Source organism: uncultured Gelidibacter sp., from assembly GCF_947500795.1.
Taxonomy (GTDB): Bacteria; Bacteroidota; Bacteroidia; order Flavobacteriales; family Flavobacteriaceae; genus Gelidibacter.
This window is the reverse complement of sequence record NZ_CANMTE010000004.1, coordinates 290,602-307,798: the sequence shown is the minus strand read 5'-3', so window position 1 is coordinate 307,798 and position 17,197 is coordinate 290,602. Positions and strand designations below refer to the sequence as shown.

The 17,197-nt window shown below is 36.6% G+C and carries 31 protein-coding genes; all 31 read left to right on the top strand.

The features are described from left to right. Window positions 1-11: 11 nt before the first annotated feature. The 31 genes from rpsJ to eno all read left to right on the top strand — a co-directional run bounded on the left by rpsJ (window position 12) and on the right by eno (window position 17,187). Window positions 12-317, top strand: a complete 306-nt coding sequence (gene rpsJ, locus Q0947_RS11580; RefSeq protein WP_066436369.1) for a 30S ribosomal protein S10 — start codon at window positions 12-14, stop codon at window positions 315-317. A 253-nt stretch (window positions 318-570) separates the two neighbouring features. Beyond that, a complete protein-coding gene (rplC, locus tag Q0947_RS11575) occupies window positions 571-1,188 on the top strand; it encodes a 50S ribosomal protein L3 (RefSeq protein ID WP_299397441.1) in 618 nt (205 codons plus the stop codon). After that, window positions 1,188-1,817: a 50S ribosomal protein L4 gene (gene rplD / locus Q0947_RS11570; protein ID WP_299397439.1), complete on the top strand. Its 630-nt coding sequence runs from the start codon at window positions 1,188-1,190 to the stop codon at window positions 1,815-1,817. The genes rplC and rplD overlap by 1 nt, the downstream gene beginning before the upstream one ends. 6 nt (window positions 1,818-1,823) lie before the next feature. Next, a complete protein-coding gene (gene rplW, locus Q0947_RS11565; RefSeq protein ID WP_299397436.1) occupies window positions 1,824-2,114 on the top strand; it encodes a 50S ribosomal protein L23 in 291 nt (96 codons plus the stop codon). A gap of 10 nt (window positions 2,115-2,124) precedes the next feature. Continuing rightward, window positions 2,125-2,952, top strand: coding sequence for a 50S ribosomal protein L2 (gene rplB, locus Q0947_RS11560; RefSeq protein ID WP_299397434.1), 828 nt, complete (start codon window positions 2,125-2,127; stop codon window positions 2,950-2,952). Between the two features lie 10 nt (window positions 2,953-2,962). Then, a complete protein-coding gene (rpsS, locus tag Q0947_RS11555) occupies window positions 2,963-3,241 on the top strand; it encodes a 30S ribosomal protein S19 (protein WP_299397431.1) in 279 nt (92 codons plus the stop codon). 8 nt (window positions 3,242-3,249) lie between these two features. Then, window positions 3,250-3,657, top strand: coding sequence for a 50S ribosomal protein L22 (rplV, locus tag Q0947_RS11550; protein WP_027126036.1), 408 nt, complete (start codon window positions 3,250-3,252; stop codon window positions 3,655-3,657). 8 nt (window positions 3,658-3,665) lie between these two features. Continuing rightward, window positions 3,666-4,397, top strand: coding sequence for a 30S ribosomal protein S3 (rpsC, locus tag Q0947_RS11545; protein WP_199599717.1), 732 nt, complete (start codon window positions 3,666-3,668; stop codon window positions 4,395-4,397). Between the two features lie 19 nt (window positions 4,398-4,416). Further along, window positions 4,417-4,842, top strand: a complete 426-nt coding sequence (gene rplP, locus Q0947_RS11540) for a 50S ribosomal protein L16 (protein WP_299397423.1) — start codon at window positions 4,417-4,419, stop codon at window positions 4,840-4,842. 12 nt (window positions 4,843-4,854) lie between these two features. Next, complete coding sequence (rpmC, locus tag Q0947_RS11535) at window positions 4,855-5,046, top strand: 50S ribosomal protein L29 (RefSeq protein ID WP_299397421.1); 192 nt, start codon at window positions 4,855-4,857, stop codon at window positions 5,044-5,046. Between the two features lie 18 nt (window positions 5,047-5,064). Next, window positions 5,065-5,322, top strand: coding sequence for a 30S ribosomal protein S17 (rpsQ, locus tag Q0947_RS11530; RefSeq protein ID WP_066436347.1), 258 nt, complete (start codon window positions 5,065-5,067; stop codon window positions 5,320-5,322). A 2-nt stretch (window positions 5,323-5,324) separates the two neighbouring features. Then, complete coding sequence (rplN, locus tag Q0947_RS11525) at window positions 5,325-5,693, top strand: 50S ribosomal protein L14 (RefSeq protein WP_299397415.1); 369 nt, start codon at window positions 5,325-5,327, stop codon at window positions 5,691-5,693. 11 nt (window positions 5,694-5,704) lie between these two features. Next, a complete protein-coding gene (gene rplX / locus Q0947_RS11520) occupies window positions 5,705-6,016 on the top strand; it encodes a 50S ribosomal protein L24 (RefSeq protein ID WP_299397413.1) in 312 nt (103 codons plus the stop codon). A 2-nt stretch (window positions 6,017-6,018) separates the two neighbouring features. Then, window positions 6,019-6,570, top strand: coding sequence for a 50S ribosomal protein L5 (gene rplE / locus Q0947_RS11515; RefSeq protein WP_299397410.1), 552 nt, complete (start codon window positions 6,019-6,021; stop codon window positions 6,568-6,570). Between the two features lie 3 nt (window positions 6,571-6,573). After that, window positions 6,574-6,843 carry a 30S ribosomal protein S14 gene (gene rpsN / locus Q0947_RS11510; protein WP_299397407.1) on the top strand — a complete coding sequence of 90 codons (270 nt, stop codon included), beginning with the start codon at window positions 6,574-6,576 and terminating at the stop codon, window positions 6,841-6,843. Between the two features lie 64 nt (window positions 6,844-6,907). Beyond that, window positions 6,908-7,306: a 30S ribosomal protein S8 gene (rpsH, locus tag Q0947_RS11505; RefSeq protein ID WP_299397404.1), complete on the top strand. Its 399-nt coding sequence runs from the start codon at window positions 6,908-6,910 to the stop codon at window positions 7,304-7,306. 12 nt (window positions 7,307-7,318) lie between these two features. Beyond that, window positions 7,319-7,861 (top strand): 50S ribosomal protein L6, encoded by a 543-nt coding sequence (gene rplF, locus Q0947_RS11500; RefSeq protein WP_299397401.1) that lies wholly within the window; start codon window positions 7,319-7,321, stop codon window positions 7,859-7,861. Window positions 7,862-7,871: 10 nt separating this feature from the next. Continuing rightward, window positions 7,872-8,228: a 50S ribosomal protein L18 gene (gene rplR / locus Q0947_RS11495; RefSeq protein ID WP_299397398.1), complete on the top strand. Its 357-nt coding sequence runs from the start codon at window positions 7,872-7,874 to the stop codon at window positions 8,226-8,228. Window positions 8,229-8,234: 6 nt separating this feature from the next. Continuing rightward, entirely contained in the window at window positions 8,235-8,759 is a 525-nt protein-coding gene (gene rpsE / locus Q0947_RS11490) for a 30S ribosomal protein S5 (protein ID WP_299397395.1), read from the top strand. An 11-nt stretch (window positions 8,760-8,770) separates the two neighbouring features. Next, window positions 8,771-8,953, top strand: coding sequence for a 50S ribosomal protein L30 (gene rpmD / locus Q0947_RS11485; protein ID WP_299397393.1), 183 nt, complete (start codon window positions 8,771-8,773; stop codon window positions 8,951-8,953). Window positions 8,954-8,965: 12 nt separating this feature from the next. Continuing rightward, window positions 8,966-9,418, top strand: coding sequence for a 50S ribosomal protein L15 (rplO, locus tag Q0947_RS11480; protein ID WP_299397390.1), 453 nt, complete (start codon window positions 8,966-8,968; stop codon window positions 9,416-9,418). 13 nt (window positions 9,419-9,431) lie between these two features. After that, on the top strand, window positions 9,432-10,778 hold the full coding sequence (gene secY / locus Q0947_RS11475) for a preprotein translocase subunit SecY (RefSeq protein ID WP_299397388.1): 1,347 nt from the start codon (window positions 9,432-9,434) through the stop codon (window positions 10,776-10,778). A 7-nt stretch (window positions 10,779-10,785) separates the two neighbouring features. Beyond that, window positions 10,786-11,001: a translation initiation factor IF-1 gene (infA, locus tag Q0947_RS11470; RefSeq protein WP_146893516.1), complete on the top strand. Its 216-nt coding sequence runs from the start codon at window positions 10,786-10,788 to the stop codon at window positions 10,999-11,001. Window positions 11,002-11,013: 12 nt separating this feature from the next. Continuing rightward, window positions 11,014-11,130, top strand: a complete 117-nt coding sequence (gene ykgO / locus Q0947_RS11465) for a type B 50S ribosomal protein L36 (RefSeq protein ID WP_008269159.1) — start codon at window positions 11,014-11,016, stop codon at window positions 11,128-11,130. 2 nt (window positions 11,131-11,132) lie between these two features. After that, window positions 11,133-11,507, top strand: coding sequence for a 30S ribosomal protein S13 (rpsM, locus tag Q0947_RS11460; protein WP_146893517.1), 375 nt, complete (start codon window positions 11,133-11,135; stop codon window positions 11,505-11,507). A gap of 100 nt (window positions 11,508-11,607) precedes the next feature. Continuing rightward, the gene (gene rpsK, locus Q0947_RS11455) at window positions 11,608-11,997 is read left to right on the top strand and encodes a 30S ribosomal protein S11 (protein WP_027126054.1); all 390 of its coding nucleotides are present in this window, start codon (window positions 11,608-11,610) and stop codon (window positions 11,995-11,997) included. Window positions 11,998-12,174: 177 nt separating this feature from the next. Next, the gene (gene rpsD / locus Q0947_RS11450) at window positions 12,175-12,780 is read left to right on the top strand and encodes a 30S ribosomal protein S4 (protein ID WP_299397376.1); all 606 of its coding nucleotides are present in this window, start codon (window positions 12,175-12,177) and stop codon (window positions 12,778-12,780) included. 94 nt (window positions 12,781-12,874) lie between these two features. Further along, window positions 12,875-13,867, top strand: coding sequence for a DNA-directed RNA polymerase subunit alpha (locus Q0947_RS11445; protein ID WP_299397373.1), 993 nt, complete (start codon window positions 12,875-12,877; stop codon window positions 13,865-13,867). Between the two features lie 142 nt (window positions 13,868-14,009). Next, a complete protein-coding gene (rplQ, locus tag Q0947_RS11440; RefSeq protein WP_299397371.1) occupies window positions 14,010-14,498 on the top strand; it encodes a 50S ribosomal protein L17 in 489 nt (162 codons plus the stop codon). Between the two features lie 86 nt (window positions 14,499-14,584). Beyond that, on the top strand, window positions 14,585-15,688 hold the full coding sequence (carA, locus tag Q0947_RS11435; protein ID WP_299397369.1) for a glutamine-hydrolyzing carbamoyl-phosphate synthase small subunit: 1,104 nt from the start codon (window positions 14,585-14,587) through the stop codon (window positions 15,686-15,688). 206 nt (window positions 15,689-15,894) lie between these two features. Beyond that, window positions 15,895-17,187: a phosphopyruvate hydratase gene (gene eno / locus Q0947_RS11430; protein WP_299397367.1), complete on the top strand. Its 1,293-nt coding sequence runs from the start codon at window positions 15,895-15,897 to the stop codon at window positions 17,185-17,187. The last annotated feature ends 10 nt before the right edge of the window (window positions 17,188-17,197 follow it).

Sequence of the window (17,197 nt, the reverse complement as noted above, 5' to 3'; positions counted from 1 at the left end):
ATTTTAAGAAAATGAGTCAAAAAATCAGAATAAAACTAAAATCTTACGATCACATGTTGGTAGACAAGTCTGCTGATAAGATTGTTAAAACGGTAAAAAGTACTGGAGCAGTTGTTACTGGACCAATTCCTTTACCAACAAATAAAAAAATCTTTACGGTTTTACGTTCACCACACGTTAACAAGAAAGCTAGAGAGCAGTTCCAATTAAGTTCTTACAAGAGACTTTTGGATATCTATAGCTCTTCATCAAAAACAATTGATGCTTTGATGAAACTTGAGTTACCAAGTGGTGTAGAAGTAGAGATCAAAGTTTAGTTATACCTGCGAAGGCAGGTGTCTCAAAATTGGATGACGATACGTTGTCATTGATCAAAAGATCCCCGCATTCGCGAGGATAAACATGTCCCGAGCTGCGAGCGAGGGAAAAACGGTAAAAATACATTCAGGGCTGAAGTATTTTCGGCCCTGAATATTTTTCAATAGTAAGTAGGTAAGTCGCGAATTATCTATCAAAAAAAAACAATAGCGGGCAAGTCGTGAATTGTCCATAACAAACAAATTAATATTTATGTCTGGGTTAATTGGAAAAAAAATCGGTATGACCAGTATCTACGACGAGAACGGAAAGAACATTCCTTGTACCGTTATTGAAGCAGGTCCATGTATCGTTACCCAAGTCAGAACCGAAGAGGTTGACGGGTATAGTGCTCTTCAACTTGGTTTCGATGACAAGACAGAGAAAAGCGCCACAAAAGCTGAAGCAGGTCATGCTAAGAAAGCCGGTACTTCTGTTAAAAGAAAAGTCGTTGAATTCCAAGGATTTGGAGAAGATTACAAATTAGGTGATGCTATTACAGTAGATCATTTCATAGAAGGTGAATATGTTGATATTGCTGGTACATCTAAAGGAAAAGGATTCCAAGGGGTTGTAAAACGTCATGGTTTTGGTGGAGTTGGTCAAGCTACGCATGGTCAACATAACCGTTTAAGAGCTCCAGGTTCTATTGGTGCTGCTTCATACCCTGCGAGAGTATTCAAAGGAATGAAAATGGCCGGAAGAATGGGTGGCGAGAGAGTGAATGTTGAAAATTTAAGAGTTTACAAAGTAGTTCCTGAAAAGAACTTATTGGTGGTTAAAGGATGTGTTCCTGGTCATAAAAATTCTTATGTAATTATTCAGAAATAATGAAAGTAGCAGTTGTAGATATAAACGGAAAAAGCACAGGTAGAGAGGTTGAACTTTCTGCAGATGTGTTTGCTATTGAGCCTAATAACCATGCAGTATACTTAGACGTTAAGCAATATCTTGCTAACCAACGTCAAGGAACGCATAAGGCTAAAGAAAGAGCAGAAATCTCTGGTAGTACACGTAAGATAAAGAAACAAAAAGGTACCGGTACAGCACGTGCAGGATCTATCAAGTCTGGTGTATTTAAAGGTGGTGGACGTATGTTTGGTCCAAGACCAAGAAACTATAGCTTCAAATTGAACAAAGGTCTTAAGCGTTTAGCACGTAAATCAGCCTTGACAATGAAAGCTAATGATGACGCGATTGTGGTTATGGAAGATTTCAATTTTGATTCTCCAAAAACCAAAAACTTCACTAACGTATTGAAAGCGTTGGGTGTTGAGGGTAAAAAATCTTTGTTTGTGTTGGGTGCCTCAAATAATAATGTATATTTGTCGTCACGCAATTTAAAAGGCTCTGATGTCATAATGAACTCAGAATTAAGCACTTACAAGATTTTAAATGCAAATAAATTAGTCCTTTTAGAGAGCTCTTTAGAAGGAATTGAATCGAATTTAAGTAAATAAGGAAACATGAGCATCTTAATTAAACCTATAATCACTGAAAAAGCGACTGCTAATAGCGAGTTAAACAACTGCTTTAGCTTCCAAGTGAATACGAAGGCGAACAAGGTTGAAATAAAAAAAGCGGTGGAAGCTGCTTATGGCGTTTCCGTTGAAAAAGTTCGCACTATAAATGTCCGTCCAGATAGAAGAACCCGTCACACAAAGACAGGTATTCAGAATGGTAAAACAAATGCTGTTAAAAAAGCAATTGTACAACTGGCGGAAGGTGAATCTATTGATTTATACACTAACATGTAATTAAAGACAAATGTCAGTAAGAAAATTAAAACCGATCACAGCAGGTCAGCGATTTAGAGTAGTTAATGGATTTGACGCCATTACTACTGATAAGCCGGAAAAGAGTTTACTCGTTCCGAACAAAAGATCTGGTGGTAGAAACAGTCAAGGAAAAATGACCATGCGCTATATTGGTGGTGGTCATAAAAGAAAGTATCGTGTTATCGATTTCAAACGTAACAAAACTGGAATTCCAGCAGAGGTAGCGTCTATCGAGTACGATCCAAACAGAACAGCATTTATCGCTTTATTGAATTATCAAGACGGTGAAAAACGTTACATCATTGCTCAAAATGGTTTACAAGTTGGGCAAACTGTAGTTTCTGGTACTGAAGGTGTTGCTCCAGAAATTGGAAACGCAATGATCCTTAAGTATGTTCCACTTGGTACTATTATCTCTTGTATCGAATTGCGTCCTGGACAAGGAGCAATCATGGCAAGAAGTGCTGGTGCATTCGCTCAGTTAATGGCGAGAGATGGAAAATTCGCAACTATTAAATTACCTTCTGGTGAAACACGTTTAGTGCTTGTAGAATGTATGGCAACTATTGGAGCTGTATCTAACTCTGATCATCAATTGACAGTATCTGGTAAAGCAGGTAGATCAAGATGGTTAGGTAGACGTCCACGTACGAGACCAGTAGTGATGAACCCAGTCGATCACCCAATGGGTGGTGGTGAAGGTAAGTCTTCAGGTGGTCATCCACGTTCTAGAAATGGTATACCTGCTAAAGGTTATAGAACCCGTTCTAAAACAAAAGCGAGTAATAAATATATTGTAGAACGTAGAAAGAAATAATTGAGATAATATGGCACGTTCATTAAAAAAAGGACCTTACATCCATTATAAATTGAGTAAAAAAGTTGAAGAGAATGTAGCTTCAAACAAAAAGACGGTTATCAAAACGTGGTCTAGAGCCTCTATGATTTCACCGGATTTTGTTGGACAAACAATCGCTGTTCACAATGGTCGTCAATTTGTACCAGTTTTCGTAACTGAGAATATGGTAGGTCACAAATTAGGAGAATTTTCACCAACACGATCTTTTAGAGGTCATGCGGGTGCTAAAAATAAAGGTAAAAAATAAGTAGAGCTATGGGAAGTCGTAAAAAACAAATGGCAGACGCTATTAAGGAAGAGAAAAAGCACATTGCTTTTGCAAAGCTTAATAACTGTCCTACATCACCAAGAAAAATGCGCTTAGTTGCGGATTTGGTTAGAGGACAAAAAGCTGAAATGGCTCTTAATATCTTAAGGTTTAGCCCTAAAGAAGCATCTCGTCGTTTAGAGAAGTTGGTGCTTTCAGCAATTGCCAATTGGCAAGCAAAAAACGAAGATGCAAGCATTGAAGATGCTGACTTGTTCGTTAAAGAGATCAGAGTAGATGGTGGCGCAATGTTAAAAAGATTACGTCCAGCACCTCAAGGTCGTGCACACAGAATTAGAAAACGTTCTAACCACGTAACAGTGGTTATTGGAGCAAACAATAATACACAAGCTTAAATAGAGATATGGGACAAAAGACAAATCCAATCGGAAATCGTTTAGGAATTATCAGAGGATGGGAATCTAACTGGTATGGTGGCAATGATTATGGAGATAAACTTGCTGAAGACGATAAGATTAGAAAATATGTTCACGCTCGTTTATCTAAAGCAAGTGTGTCAAGAGTAATTATTGAGCGTACGCTTAAACTTGTAACCGTTACTATCACAACTGCAAGACCTGGTATCATTATCGGGAAAGGTGGTCAAGAGGTAGACAAGTTAAAAGAAGAGCTTAAGAAAATTACAGATAAGGAAGTTCAATTGAACATCTTCGAGATCAAGAGACCAGAATTGGATGCATTTTTAGTAGCATCTAGCGTTGCTCGTCAAATCGAGAATCGTATTTCTTACAGACGTGCCATTAAAATGGCAATCGCTGCAACAATGCGTATGAATGCTGAAGGTATCAAGATCCAAATTAGTGGTCGTTTAAACGGAGCTGAAATGGCACGTTCTGAGCACTACAAAGAAGGAAGAATTCCATTATCGACGTTTAGAGCTGATATTGACTATGCTTTAGTTGAGGCACATACTACCTACGGTAGATTGGGTGTTAAAGTGTGGATCATGAAAGGTGAAGTGTATGGTAAGAGAGATCTTTCCCCGCTTGTTGGATTATCCAAAAAACAAGGCGGCAAAGGAGGATCTGATGCGCCAAGACGCGGTGGGAACAACAAACCTCGTCGTAGAAAGTAATTTTTAAAGTTAAAGAAAAATGTTACAACCTAGAAAGACAAAATTCCGTAAGCAGCATAAAGGCCGCATGAAAGGAAATTCCGGAAGAGGACATGAACTTTCAAATGGAATGTTCGGTATAAAATCGGTACACGAAACGGGAATGTTTTTAACATCTCGACAAATTGAAGCAGCTCGTATTGCAGCTACACGTTTTATGAAAAGAGAAGGTCAGCTTTGGATCAAAGTATATCCAGACAAGCCTATCACCAAGAAGCCTCTTGAAGTACGTATGGGTAAAGGTAAAGGTGCTGTAGAATATTGGGTTGCTGTAGTGAAACCAGGTAGAATTATGTTTGAAGTAGGTGGCGTGCCATTGGAGGTTGCTAAAGAAGCATTACGTTTGGCAGCACAAAAATTACCTGTAAAAACTAAATTCTTAATCGCTAGAGATTACGAAGCTTAATACATAGATATTATGAAGCAATCAGAAATTAAACAGCTTTCTACAGCTGAATTACAAGAAAAGTTAGGTGAAACTAAAAAGAGTTATGCTGACCTGAACATGGCACATGCTATCTCGCCTTTAGAAAATCCGATTCAATTACGCAACGTGAGACGTTCTGTAGCAAGAATTGCAACCGAATTAACTAAAAGAGAAGTACAATAATTTGTATTCCGCTGAAAGATGGAAAAAAGAAATTTAAGAAAAGAACGTATAGGGATTGTTACTAGTAACAAAATGATGAAATCAATTGTGGTTTCTGAAGTTAAGAAAGTAAAACACCCTATGTATGGTAAATTCGTGTTAAAGACGAAAAAATACGTTGCACACGATGAGACAAATGACTGTAACATTGGAGATACAGTAAAGATCATGGAAACAAGACCTTTATCTAAATCTAAATGTTGGAGATTAGTAGAAATAATTGAAAGAGCGAAGTAATTATGTTACAACAAGAATCAAGATTAAAAGTAGCTGATAACACTGGAGCGAAGGAAGTTTTAACTATCCGCGTTCTAGGTGGTACTAAAAGAAGATATGCTTCTGTAGGTGACAAGATAGTTGTTTCTGTAAAAGATGCAACGCCTAATGGTAACGTTAAGAAAGGTGCTGTTTCTACAGCCGTTGTTGTACGTACCAAGAAGGAAGTAAGACGTCCAGACGGATCTTATATCAGATTTGATGACAATGCTTGTGTACTTTTAAATCCGCAAGGAGAAATGAGAGGCACACGTGTTTTCGGACCTGTTGCAAGAGAACTTCGTGATAAGCAATTCATGAAAATTGTATCATTGGCACCTGAAGTGCTTTAATGACTAATAAGATGACAAAGTTTAAAATAAAATCGGGAGATACAGTACAAGTAATTGCTGGAGACCATAAAGGTACAGAAGGTAAAGTTGTAAAGATCTTAAAAGATAAGAACAAAGCGATCGTAGAAGGTGTGAACATGGTTAAGAAACATACGAAACCAAGTGCACAAAACCCTCAAGGTGGCATTGTAGAGAAAGAAGCGCCTATTCATATTTCCAACTTATCACTATTAAGTGGTAAAGGTGAAACAACACGTGTTGGATTTAGAGTAGAAGGCGATAAAAAAGTGAGATTTTCTAAAAAATCAAATGAAGTAATTTAGTTATGGCTTATATTCCAAGATTAAAACAAGAGTACAAGGACAAAGTAGTTACTGCTCTTACAGAAGAATTCGGATATAAAAACGTAATGCAGGTTCCTAAACTACAAAAGATAGTAATATCTAAAGGTGTAGGTGCTGCAGTTGCCGATAAAAAATTAGTAGACCACGCAGTGGAAGAATTGACTAAAATTTCTGGTCAAAAAGCCGTAGCTACATTGTCTAAAAAAGATATCGCAACGTTCAAATTACGTAAAGGTATGCCAATTGGTGCAAGAGTTACATTACGCGGTGAGCAAATGTATGAGTTCTTAGACCGTTTGGTGACTTCAGCGTTACCACGTGTAAGAGACTTTAACGGAATTAAAGCTACTGGCTTTGACGGAAGAGGAAATTACAATTTAGGTATTGTTGAGCAAATTATCTTTCCAGAAATAGATATTGATAAAGTTAACAATATTTCAGGAATGGATATTACCTTTGTCACGACGGCTGCTACAGATAAAGAAGCAAAATCGCTATTAACAGAATTAGGTTTACCTTTTCAAAAGAACTAAGATATGGCTAAAGAATCAATGAAAGCCCGTGAGGTGAAGAGACAAAAAATGGTAGATAAGTATGCTGAAAAACGTAAAGCTTTGAAAGAAGCTGGAGATTACGAAGCATTACAAAAATTACCAAGAAATGCATCACCAGTACGTTTGCACAACCGTTGTAAATTAACCGGAAGACCAAGAGGATACGTACGTACCTTCGGAATCTCTCGTGTAATGTTACGCGAAATGGCAAACCAAGGCTTGATCCCAGGAGTTAGAAAAGCTAGCTGGTAATAATAAGTATGAACTGGACATAGGTTTGGGGAGAACCAAAAACCACGTCCGCAATTTAATATAAATGAATACAGATCCAATCGCAGATTATCTAACGCGCGTTAGAAATGCAGTAATGGCCAACCATAGAGTTGTCGAAATTCCTGCTTCAAATCTGAAAAAAGAAATTACTAAAATATTATTCGACCAAGGATATATTTTAAGTTACAAGTTTGATGACTCTTCAGTACAAGGCACTATCAAGATAGCGCTTAAATACAACAAAGAGACTAAAGAGCCTGTCATCAGAAAAATTCAAAGAATTAGTAAACCAGGTTTACGTAAATACGCAAGCTCTAGCGAAATGCCAAGAATCCTTAACGGACTTGGAATTGCAATTGTGTCAACTTCTCACGGAGTAATGACAGGAAAGCAAGCATATAAAGAGAATGTTGGTGGTGAATTATTGTGCTACGTTTACTAAAAAAGGAGAGATATGTCAAGAATAGGAAATAATCCAGTAGCAATCCCACAAGGGGTTACAATAGACGTCAAAGACAACGTAATTACTGTAAAAGGTAAATTAGGTGAATTAAGTCAAAAATTCACAGGTGTTGAAATTACTGTAGGAGATGGTGAAGTGTCAGTGGCACGCCCATCAGACAGTAAAGAGGCAAGAACTAACCATGGTCTTTACAGATCATTGGTTCATAACATGGTTGAAGGTGTATCTAAAGGTTGGACCAAACAATTAGAATTGGTTGGTGTAGGTTATAGAGCTTCAAACCAAGGTCAAAAATTAGATTTAGCTTTAGGATTTTCTCATAATATCATTATAGAAGTTGCTCCTGAAGTTATTGTTGAGACAATTTCTGAGAAAGGAAAGAATCCAATCGTAAAATTAACTTCACATGACAAACAATTGGTAGGTCAGGTTGCAGCGAAGATCCGCGGCTATAGAAAACCTGAACCTTACAAAGGAAAAGGTGTTAAGTTTGTAGGAGAAGTATTAAGAAGAAAAGCAGGTAAATCAGCATAATCGTATAGTTATGGCATTGACAAAAAATCAAAAAAGATTAAGAATAAAAAGCAGAATTCGTAAGGTTGTTTCTGGAACAGAAGCAAGACCTCGTTTAGCTGTATATAGAAGCAATAAAGAAATTTATGCTCAAATTATCGACGATGTAACTGGTAATACTATTAGTGCTGCATCTTCAAGAGATAAAGACATTAGTTCTACAAAAGGTACAAAATCTGAAATAGCTGCCTTAGTTGGTAAAGCTGTTGGAGAAAAAGCTTTAAAAGCTGGTGTTGAAACTATTTCTTTTGATAGAGGTGGGTATTTATATCACGGAAGAGTAAAATCACTAGCAGATGGTGCTAGAGAAGCAGGACTAAAATTTTAAGACATTATGTATCAAAAATATAAAAACGCAGAATTAGTAAAACCTAGTGGGTTAGACCTTAAGGATCACCTTATTGGTGTACAAAGAGTTACTAAAGTTACTAAAGGTGGTAGAGCATTCGGTTTTTCTGCTATTGTAGTAGTTGGAGATGAAGCAGGTGTTGTAGGACATGGTTTAGGGAAATCTAAAGATGTTGCTACTGCAATTGCAAAAGGAATTGAAGACGCTAAGAAAAACTTAGTTAGAATTCCTATCCTTAAAAAAACATTACCACACGAACAAAAAGGTAAGTATGGTGGTGCAAGAGTAAATATCATTCCAGCTGCTGAAGGTACTGGAGTTATTGCTGGTGGAGCTGTAAGAACGGTTTTAGAGGCTGTTGGTGTACATGATGTATTATCAAAATCTCAAGGATCTTCAAACCCTCATAACGTAGTTAAAGCAACTTTTGATGCTTTATTACAATTAAGAGATGCAGGAACTATCGCTAAAGACAGAGGTATTTCACTTTCAAAAGTATTTAACGGTTAATCTATAGAATAATGGCAAAGATCAAAGTAAAAAAAGTAAAAAGTGCTATCAACCGTACGCTAACTCAAAAGAGAATCTTAGAATCTCTAGGTTTGCATAAAATGAATCAGGTTGTTGAGCATGATGACACGCCAAGTATCCTTGGAATGATTAATAAAGTTCAACATTTAGTTTCTGTAGAGGAAACAAAATAATACAGCAGAATAATGGATTTAAGTAATTTAAAACCGGCTGAAGGGTCAGTTAAAAATCAAGGCAAAAGAATAGGTAGAGGACAAGGTTCTGGAAAAGGTGGTACTGCAACTCGTGGTCACAAAGGAGCTAAGTCTCGTTCTGGTTACTCTAAGAAAGTAGGTTTTGAAGGTGGTCAAATGCCACTTCAAAGACGTGTGCCTAAGTTTGGATTTACAAATATCAACCGCGTAGAGTATCAAGGTGTAAATCTTGATAAATTACAAGCATTGGTAGATGATCAAGTAATTAAAGACACTGTAGATTTCGTAACGTTGTTAGAACTAGGAGTTGTTGGCAAGAATGATCTTGTTAAAATCTTAGGTCGTGGCGAATTGAAATCAAAATTAAAAGTAACTGCTCATAAATTTACCGCTTCAGCAAAAGCTGCTATTGAAGCTGCCGGAGGAGAAGCTGTAACTTTATAAGACCTTTTAGAGAATGAAATTTATAGAGACTTTAAAAAATGTTTGGAAAATAACAGAACTAAAAGATAGAATCATGCTTACGCTTGGTCTTCTTTTAGTTTATCGTTTTGGTGCACAAGTAGTATTACCAGGTATTGATGCAAGTCAATTAGGTGCTTTGGCCGATAATACGGATCAAGGTCTTCTAGGACTTCTAAATGCCTTTACAGGTGGAGCTTTCGCAAACGCGTCAGTATTTGCACTTGGTATCATGCCTTACATTTCGGCTTCAATTGTCGTTCAATTAATGGGTATCGCAATCCCTTATCTTCAAAAATTACAGAAAGATGGAGAAAGCGGACGTAAAAAGATCAATCAAATTACACGTTGGTTAACCATAGGTATCTGTTTGGTGCAAGCACCAGGATACTTGGCAAGTTTACCAGCATTAGGTATTCCTTCATCAGCATTCTTATTGGGTACAGGAACAATGTTCTACGTATCTTCAGTAATTATCTTGGTAACTGGTACTGTGTTTGCAATGTGGTTGGGTGAGAAAATCACTGATAAAGGTATCGGTAACGGTATTTCTTTATTGATTATGGTTGGTATCATCGCTAACATGCCAGCGTCTTTCCTACTTAACTACGCTTCTAGATTAGAAGGTGGTGGTAACGGTGGATTGATGATGGTACTTATTGAATTGGTTATCTGGTTCGTTATTATTTTACTATCAATTATGTTGGTAATGGGCGTTCGTAAGATTGCTGTACAATATGCTCGTCGTACCGCTTCTGGTGGTTATGAAAAGAATGTATTTGGATCAAGACAGTTTTTACCTTTAAAATTAAATGCCTCTGGTGTTATGCCAATCATTTTTGCGCAAGCAATTATGTTCGTGCCAACATTAATAGGTAAAGGTTTAGGTGAAGGTGCTGTTGGAATTTGGATGCAAACTAACTTCTCTGACATCTTTGGACTTTGGTACAACGTTGTATTTGCATTGTTGATTATCGTGTTTACGTATTTCTACACTGCTATTACAGTACCAACTAATAAAATGGCTGATGATCTAAAACGTAGTGGTGGTTTTATACCAGGTATTAGACCGGGCACTGAAACTTCAGAGTATTTAGACAAGATTATGTCTCAAATTACCCTACCAGGTTCTATATTTTTAGCAATGATTGCTGTGTTCCCTGCAGTTGTTGTGAAATTGATGGGCGTTCAGCAAGGTTGGGCATTGTTCTTTGGAGGTACATCTTTATTGATTATGGTTGGTGTTGCTATTGATACAATGCAACAAATCAATTCATATTTACTGAACAAGCACTACGATGGCTTAATGAAAACCGGCAAAAATAGAAAAGCAGTAGCTTAATATTATTATGGCAAAACAAGCATCAATAGAACAAGACGGATCAATAATTGAAGCATTATCCAATGCAATGTTCCGTGTTGAATTAGAAAATGGACATATAGTTACAGCGCATATTTCTGGTAAAATGCGTATGCACTACATAAAACTGTTACCAGGAGACAAGGTCAAATTAGAAATGAGCCCTTATGACTTGTCTAAGGCTCGAATAACTTATAGATATTAATATATAGAACAGATGAAAGTAAGAGCATCAGTTAAAAAAAGAAGTGCTGACTGTAAGTTAGTACGTCGCAAAGGAAGACTTTACGTCATTAACAAAAAGAATCCTAGATTCAAACAAAGACAAGGTTAATTATGGCAAGAATCGCAGGTGTAGATATACCAAAACAGAAAAGAGGAGTAATCTCTTTAACTTACATCTATGGAATAGGTGCAAGCAGAGCAAAAGAAATTTTAGCACAAGCTAAAGTTGATGAAAACACAAAAGTTCAGGACTGGACAGATGACGAAATCAGTAATATTCGTGAAGCTGTAGGTGCCTTAACTATTGAAGGTGAGTTACGTTCAGAAATTCAATTAAACATTAAACGTTTAATGGATATCGGATGTTACAGAGGTATTCGTCATAGAGCTGGACTTCCATTAAGAGGTCAACGTACTAAAAACAACTCTAGAACGAGAAAAGGTAGAAGAAAAACTGTTGCTAACAAGAAAAAGGCAACTAAATAAAAAATAGTCTTTAGTCTATTAGACGTTGGAAAGAATCTGTTTGAAATTTAACGGTTTAGGATTCTAGCGACTATAAACTAATACTAAAAACTAATTAAATATGGCAAAGTCAAGTACAAAAGTTAAAAAACGTAAGGTTATTGTTGAAGCTAACGGAGAGGCACACATTGCCGCTTCATTCAACAACATCATTATCTCTTTGACAAACAAAAAAGGTGATGTCGTTTCTTGGTCATCAGCAGGTAAAATGGGCTTTAGAGGTTCTAAAAAGAATACTCCATATGCTGCCCAAATGGCCGCTGAAGATGCTGCAGCAGTAGCAAGAGAAGCTGGACTGAAAAAAGTAAAAGTATACGTAAAAGGACCAGGAAATGGTAGAGAATCTGCTATCCGTTCTATCCACAATGCAGGTATTGAAGTTACAGAAATCATTGACGTTACACCATTACCACATAACGGATGTCGTCCTCCAAAACGTAGACGTGTATAATTTATAATATATGTAGAACTAATATCAACCGTTTTTAATGGTTGATATTAGTTTTTTTATATGTAAATTTGCAGACTCAAAAAAAATAACAAACAAGTATTAACGAGAGATCACTGTTTATCGAAGGATAAGATTAAGACCTTAATTCATAAACACTCTCATAATTAAATTTAAGAAATGGCAAGATATACTGGTCCTAAAACTAAAATAGCCCGAAAATTCGGTGAAGCTATTTTCGGAGATGATAAAGCTTTCGAAAAAAGAAACTATCCTCCAGGTCAACATGGTGCTAACAAGCGTCGTGGAAAAAAATCTGAATATGCAATCCAATTAATGGAGAAGCAAAAAGCGAAATATACTTACGGTATATTAGAAAAGCAATTCAGAAACATGTTTAAAAAAGCAACTGCTGCACAAGGTATTACTGGTGAGGTATTGTTACAATTATGTGAATCTCGTTTAGATAACGTAGTTTTCAGATTGGGCTTATCACCATCTCGTAGTGGAGCACGTCAATTAGTTTCTCACAGACACATCACTGTAAACGGAGAAATCGTAAACATTCCTTCTTACCAATTAAAAGCTGGAGATGTTGTTGCCGTTAGAGAAAAATCTAAATCTCTAGATGCTATTCAAAATTCATTGTCTAACTCTAACACTGTTTATGAGTGGATGACATGGAACAACGAAACTAAACAAGGAACTTATGTATCAGTTCCAGCAAGAGTTCAAATTCCAGAAAATATCAACGAACAATTTATCGTTGAGTTATACTCTAAATAATAATTAATTATATTGGGAATTAGCCAAAGGGTTTATTAGTCTTCTTCATACTTATAGACCGCGCAACTAATTAACAATTAAAACGAAGAACACTATGGCAATATTAAATTTTCAGAAGCCTGATAAAGTAATCATGATTGATTCAACACCTTTTGAAGGTAAGTTTGAATTCAGACCTCTTGAACCTGGCTACGGATTAACAGTAGGAAATGCTTTAAGAAGAGTTTTGTTGTCTTCTTTGGAAGGATTTGCTATTACTTCTGTTAGAATTGAAGGTGTAGATCATGAGTTTTCTACAATTGCAGGCGTAGTTGAAGATGTTACTGAAATTATTTTGAACTTAAAGCAAGTTAACTTTAAGCGTCAAATTGATGAAATTGATAACGAAACTGTTACCATTTCTATTTCAGGACAAGACCAAATTACTGCTGGCGATTTCCAAAAATTCATATCAGGATTTCAAGTGTTGAACAAAGATTTGGTAATCTGTAATTTAGATTCTAAAGTAAACTTCAACATGGAGTTGACTATTGAAAAAGGTAGAGGTTATGTTCCTGCTGAAGAGAATAAAAAAGCTTCTGCACCAATTGGAACCATCTTTACAGATTCAATTTATACGCCAATAAAAAATGTAAAGTACGCAGTTGAAAACTTCCGTGTTGAGCAAAAAACCGATTACGAAAAATTGGTTTTTGAAATTCAAACGGACGGATCAATCAATCCTAAAGATGCGTTAACTGAAGCGGCTAAGATTTTAATCCATCACTTTATGTTATTCTCTGATGAGCGTATCACATTAGAAGCTGATGAAATTGCACAGACGGAGACTTATGATGAAGAATCACTTCACATGAGACAACTATTGAAAACCAAATTGGTTGATATGGATCTTTCTGTACGTGCATTAAATTGCTTAAAAGCTGCAGAAGTTGATACTTTAGGAGACTTAGTATCTTTCAATAAAAATGATTTAATGAAATTCAGAAACTTCGGTAAAAAATCATTAACTGAGCTAGAAGAACTAGTAAACGTTAAAGGTTTGAACTTCGGAATGGACTTAAGCAAATACAAACTAGATAAAGACTAGTCGATTTACGATTTTAGATTTACGATTTTGGAATGTTGAAGTCGTAATTCGGAAGTCATAAATCAAAAATTAATAAATAACCCATCATAATTTGCTCTCCGACGAACGGATATTGTAGCAAGATGATGTAAACAAAAATGTCATGAGACACGGAAAAAAAGTAAACCATTTAGGTCGTAAAACCGCACACAGAAAATCAATGTTGGCAAACATGGCTTGTTCTTTAATTGAGCACAAGCGCATCAACACTACAGTTGCAAAAGCAAAAGCTTTAAAGCAATTTGTTGAGCCATTGATTACAAAGTCTAAAGAAGACACTACACACAACAGACGTATTGTGTATAGCAGAATCAGACAAAAAGAAGCGGTAGCTGAATTGTTCAGAGATGTTGCACCAAAAGTTGGCGATCGTCCAGGAGGATACACACGTATCATTAAATTAGGAAATCGTTTAGGTGATAACGCTGATATGGCAATGATCGAATTAGTAGATTTCAACGAAATTTACAATGTAGATAAGCAACCTAAAAAGAAAACTACTCGTAGAGGTCGTTCTAAAAAATCTGACGCTGCTGTGGCACCTGCTGCTCCAGCTGTTGATAAAAAGGCAACCAACGAAGAAGAAGAATAAATGGGATTACATTTATAAATATAAAAAGGATAAACATTTTAGTTTATCCTTTTTTTTATGCAATTTTGCCAAACTCTTTTCGAATTATGAAATATAATAAACGACAAAAAGCCATTATTCTACTTTCAGATGGCACAATTTTCCACGGTAAATCAGTAGGTAAAGAAGGTTCGGCCTTTGGAGAAGTTTGTTTTAATACTGGAACTACTGGGTACCAAGAGATTTTTACAGATCCTTCATATTACGGACAATTGATGGTAGCTACCAATGCACATATTGGTAACTATGGGACTCATGCTGAAGAAGTAGAATCTGATTCTATTAAAATTGCAGGATTAATCTGCAAGAACTTTAGCTATAATTATTCAAGACCATCAGCAGAAGGATCTCTTGAAGATTTTTTTGATAAAAATAATTTATTGGCCATTTCAGATGTCGATACACGTGCCTTGGTAACCTATATCAGAGAAAATGGCGCGATGAACGCTGTTATTTCTACGGAGGTTGACAATATTGAAGGTCTAAAGAAGCAATTGGCTGAAATACCTGATATGAATGGCTTGGAACTCGCTTCCAAAGTAAGCACTAAAGAACCTTATTTTGTAGGTGATGAAAATGCAACATACCGCATATCAGCGTTAGACTTAGGAATTAAGAAGAATATTCTAAGACATTTTGCTAAGAGAGATGTGTACATCAAAGTGTTTCCATACACTGCAACCTTTGAGGAGATGAATAGCTTTAATCCTGATGGATTCTTTCTTTCTAACGGGCCTGGAGATCCAGAACCTTTAGAGAATGCGATCTCTGTAGCAAAAGAAATCATCGATCGTAACCTACCACTTTTCGGTATTTGCCTTGGGCATCAGGTGATAGGATTAGCTAACGGAATTTCAACTTATAAGATGCATAATGGACATAGAGGGATCAATCATCCTGTAATGAACTTACTTACTGGAAAAGGAGAGATCACTTCACAGAATCATGGTTTTGCTATCAATAAGGAGGAAACTGAAAAGCATCCAGATTTTGAAATTACACACCTGCATTTAAATGATCAGACTGTAGCAGGAATGCGTATGAAGTCTAAAAACTGTTTCTCGGTACAATACCATCCGGAAGCAAGTCCAGGGCCACAAGACGCCTCTTATTTGTTCGATCAGTTTATAGAAAACATTAAAAATATATAGTAGTAAAACCTCAAAAAACCTCAGTGTTTTTTGAGGTTTCTTCATTGCGCAAACATTATAGCTGATTTTAAACGTAATTCTGAAACCCAATTAAGGGATTGGGGTAAGTATTTTGTAAATTAGCAACAGTGTGGGGCATGGAAACCATTGGCTTTTCAATGTGTCATCAATAAAAATTAATAACAACACTAATAAAAATTATAACAATGAGCATCATCATCAACATTCATGCAAGACAAATTTTTGATTCACGTGGCAATCCTACAATAGAAGTGGATGTCGTTACAGAAAACGGGATTATGGGACGCGCTGCAGTACCGTCTGGCGCTTCTACGGGAGAACATGAAGCAGTAGAACTTAGAGATGGTGGTAAAGATTATATGGGCAAAGGTGTGCTTAAGGCGGTAGAAAACGTCAACACTAAGATTGCTCAGGAACTTTTGGGAACATCTGTATTTGAACAAAATAAAATCGACCAAATGATGATCGATTTGGACGGTACCAAAAACAAGTCAAAATTAGGCGCTAATGCTATTTTGGGTGTTTCTTTGGCCGTTGCGAAAGCAGCAGCAGGAGAATTGGGCATGCCGTTGTACAGATATGTAGGTGGTGTTTCTGCAAACACGCTTCCTGTACCAATGATGAACATCATCAACGGTGGTTCACATTCTGATGCGCCTATCGCTTTCCAGGAATTCATGATTATGCCGGTAAAAGCGAAAAATTTCACCCATGCCATGCAAATGGGATCTGAAATTTTCCACAACCTAAAAAATGTTCTTCATGATAGAGGCTTAAGTACTGCTGTTGGCGATGAAGGTGGTTTTGCACCAAACTTAGCTGGTGGTACGGAAGATGCTTTGGATACGATCAAAAAAGCAGTTGATAAAGCTGGTTACACTTTAGGTGATGACGTTATGATTGCTTTAGATTGCGCTGCCGCAGAATTTTATGTGGATGGAAAATATGATTACACCAAATTTGAAGGCGAAACTGGAAAAGTAAGAACAAGCACAGAGCAAGCGGATTACTTAGCAGAATTAGCATCTAAATATCCAATTATTTCTATTGAAGATGGAATGGATGAAAATGATTGGGAAGGTTGGAAATATTTAACTGAGAAAATTGGTGATAAGGTTCAATTGGTGGGCGATGATTTGTTCGTGACTAACGTAGAACGTTTATCTAGAGGAATTGAAAATGGTATTGCCAACTCAATTTTAATTAAAGTAAACCAAATTGGAACCTTAACGGAAACTATTGCAGCAGTCAATATGGCTCACAATGCGGGCTACACGTCTGTAATGTCTCACCGTTCAGGAGAAACTGAGGACAACACTATTGCGGATTTGGCAGTAGCGTTGAATACAGGACAGATTAAGACAGGTTCAGCATCACGTAGTGACCGTATGTCGAAATACAACCAATTGTTGCGCATAGAGGAAGAATTGGAACATGTGGCTTACTTTCCACAAACTAACGCCTTTAAGCTGAAATAAACCTTAGTTT

What these genes read in the sequence shown, in the direction of transcription:
- rpsJ (WP_066436369.1), top strand. Translation starts at nt 12, where the DNA reads ATGAGTCAAAAAATCAGAATAAAACTAAAATCTTACGATCACATGTTG.
- rplC (WP_299397441.1), top strand. Translation starts at nt 571, where the DNA reads ATGTCTGGGTTAATTGGAAAAAAAATCGGTATGACCAGTATCTACGAC.
- rplD (WP_299397439.1), top strand. Translation starts at nt 1,188, where the DNA reads ATGAAAGTAGCAGTTGTAGATATAAACGGAAAAAGCACAGGTAGAGAG.
- rplW (WP_299397436.1), top strand. Translation starts at nt 1,824, where the DNA reads ATGAGCATCTTAATTAAACCTATAATCACTGAAAAAGCGACTGCTAAT.
- rplB (WP_299397434.1), top strand. Translation starts at nt 2,125, where the DNA reads ATGTCAGTAAGAAAATTAAAACCGATCACAGCAGGTCAGCGATTTAGA.
- rpsS (WP_299397431.1), top strand. Translation starts at nt 2,963, where the DNA reads ATGGCACGTTCATTAAAAAAAGGACCTTACATCCATTATAAATTGAGT.
- rplV (WP_027126036.1), top strand. Translation starts at nt 3,250, where the DNA reads ATGGGAAGTCGTAAAAAACAAATGGCAGACGCTATTAAGGAAGAGAAA.
- rpsC (WP_199599717.1), top strand. Translation starts at nt 3,666, where the DNA reads ATGGGACAAAAGACAAATCCAATCGGAAATCGTTTAGGAATTATCAGA.
- rplP (WP_299397423.1), top strand. Translation starts at nt 4,417, where the DNA reads ATGTTACAACCTAGAAAGACAAAATTCCGTAAGCAGCATAAAGGCCGC.
- rpmC (WP_299397421.1), top strand. Translation starts at nt 4,855, where the DNA reads ATGAAGCAATCAGAAATTAAACAGCTTTCTACAGCTGAATTACAAGAA.
- rpsQ (WP_066436347.1), top strand. Translation starts at nt 5,065, where the DNA reads ATGGAAAAAAGAAATTTAAGAAAAGAACGTATAGGGATTGTTACTAGT.
- rplN (WP_299397415.1), top strand. Translation starts at nt 5,325, where the DNA reads ATGTTACAACAAGAATCAAGATTAAAAGTAGCTGATAACACTGGAGCG.
- rplX (WP_299397413.1), top strand. Translation starts at nt 5,705, where the DNA reads ATGACAAAGTTTAAAATAAAATCGGGAGATACAGTACAAGTAATTGCT.
- rplE (WP_299397410.1), top strand. Translation starts at nt 6,019, where the DNA reads ATGGCTTATATTCCAAGATTAAAACAAGAGTACAAGGACAAAGTAGTT.
- rpsN (WP_299397407.1), top strand. Translation starts at nt 6,574, where the DNA reads ATGGCTAAAGAATCAATGAAAGCCCGTGAGGTGAAGAGACAAAAAATG.
- rpsH (WP_299397404.1), top strand. Translation starts at nt 6,908, where the DNA reads ATGAATACAGATCCAATCGCAGATTATCTAACGCGCGTTAGAAATGCA.
- rplF (WP_299397401.1), top strand. Translation starts at nt 7,319, where the DNA reads ATGTCAAGAATAGGAAATAATCCAGTAGCAATCCCACAAGGGGTTACA.
- rplR (WP_299397398.1), top strand. Translation starts at nt 7,872, where the DNA reads ATGGCATTGACAAAAAATCAAAAAAGATTAAGAATAAAAAGCAGAATT.
- rpsE (WP_299397395.1), top strand. Translation starts at nt 8,235, where the DNA reads ATGTATCAAAAATATAAAAACGCAGAATTAGTAAAACCTAGTGGGTTA.
- rpmD (WP_299397393.1), top strand. Translation starts at nt 8,771, where the DNA reads ATGGCAAAGATCAAAGTAAAAAAAGTAAAAAGTGCTATCAACCGTACG.
- rplO (WP_299397390.1), top strand. Translation starts at nt 8,966, where the DNA reads ATGGATTTAAGTAATTTAAAACCGGCTGAAGGGTCAGTTAAAAATCAA.
- secY (WP_299397388.1), top strand. Translation starts at nt 9,432, where the DNA reads ATGAAATTTATAGAGACTTTAAAAAATGTTTGGAAAATAACAGAACTA.
- infA (WP_146893516.1), top strand. Translation starts at nt 10,786, where the DNA reads ATGGCAAAACAAGCATCAATAGAACAAGACGGATCAATAATTGAAGCA.
- ykgO (WP_008269159.1), top strand. Translation starts at nt 11,014, where the DNA reads ATGAAAGTAAGAGCATCAGTTAAAAAAAGAAGTGCTGACTGTAAGTTA.
- rpsM (WP_146893517.1), top strand. Translation starts at nt 11,133, where the DNA reads ATGGCAAGAATCGCAGGTGTAGATATACCAAAACAGAAAAGAGGAGTA.
- rpsK (WP_027126054.1), top strand. Translation starts at nt 11,608, where the DNA reads ATGGCAAAGTCAAGTACAAAAGTTAAAAAACGTAAGGTTATTGTTGAA.
- rpsD (WP_299397376.1), top strand. Translation starts at nt 12,175, where the DNA reads ATGGCAAGATATACTGGTCCTAAAACTAAAATAGCCCGAAAATTCGGT.
- Q0947_RS11445 (WP_299397373.1), top strand. Translation starts at nt 12,875, where the DNA reads ATGGCAATATTAAATTTTCAGAAGCCTGATAAAGTAATCATGATTGAT.
- rplQ (WP_299397371.1), top strand. Translation starts at nt 14,010, where the DNA reads ATGAGACACGGAAAAAAAGTAAACCATTTAGGTCGTAAAACCGCACAC.
- carA (WP_299397369.1), top strand. Translation starts at nt 14,585, where the DNA reads ATGAAATATAATAAACGACAAAAAGCCATTATTCTACTTTCAGATGGC.
- eno (WP_299397367.1), top strand. Translation starts at nt 15,895, where the DNA reads ATGAGCATCATCATCAACATTCATGCAAGACAAATTTTTGATTCACGT.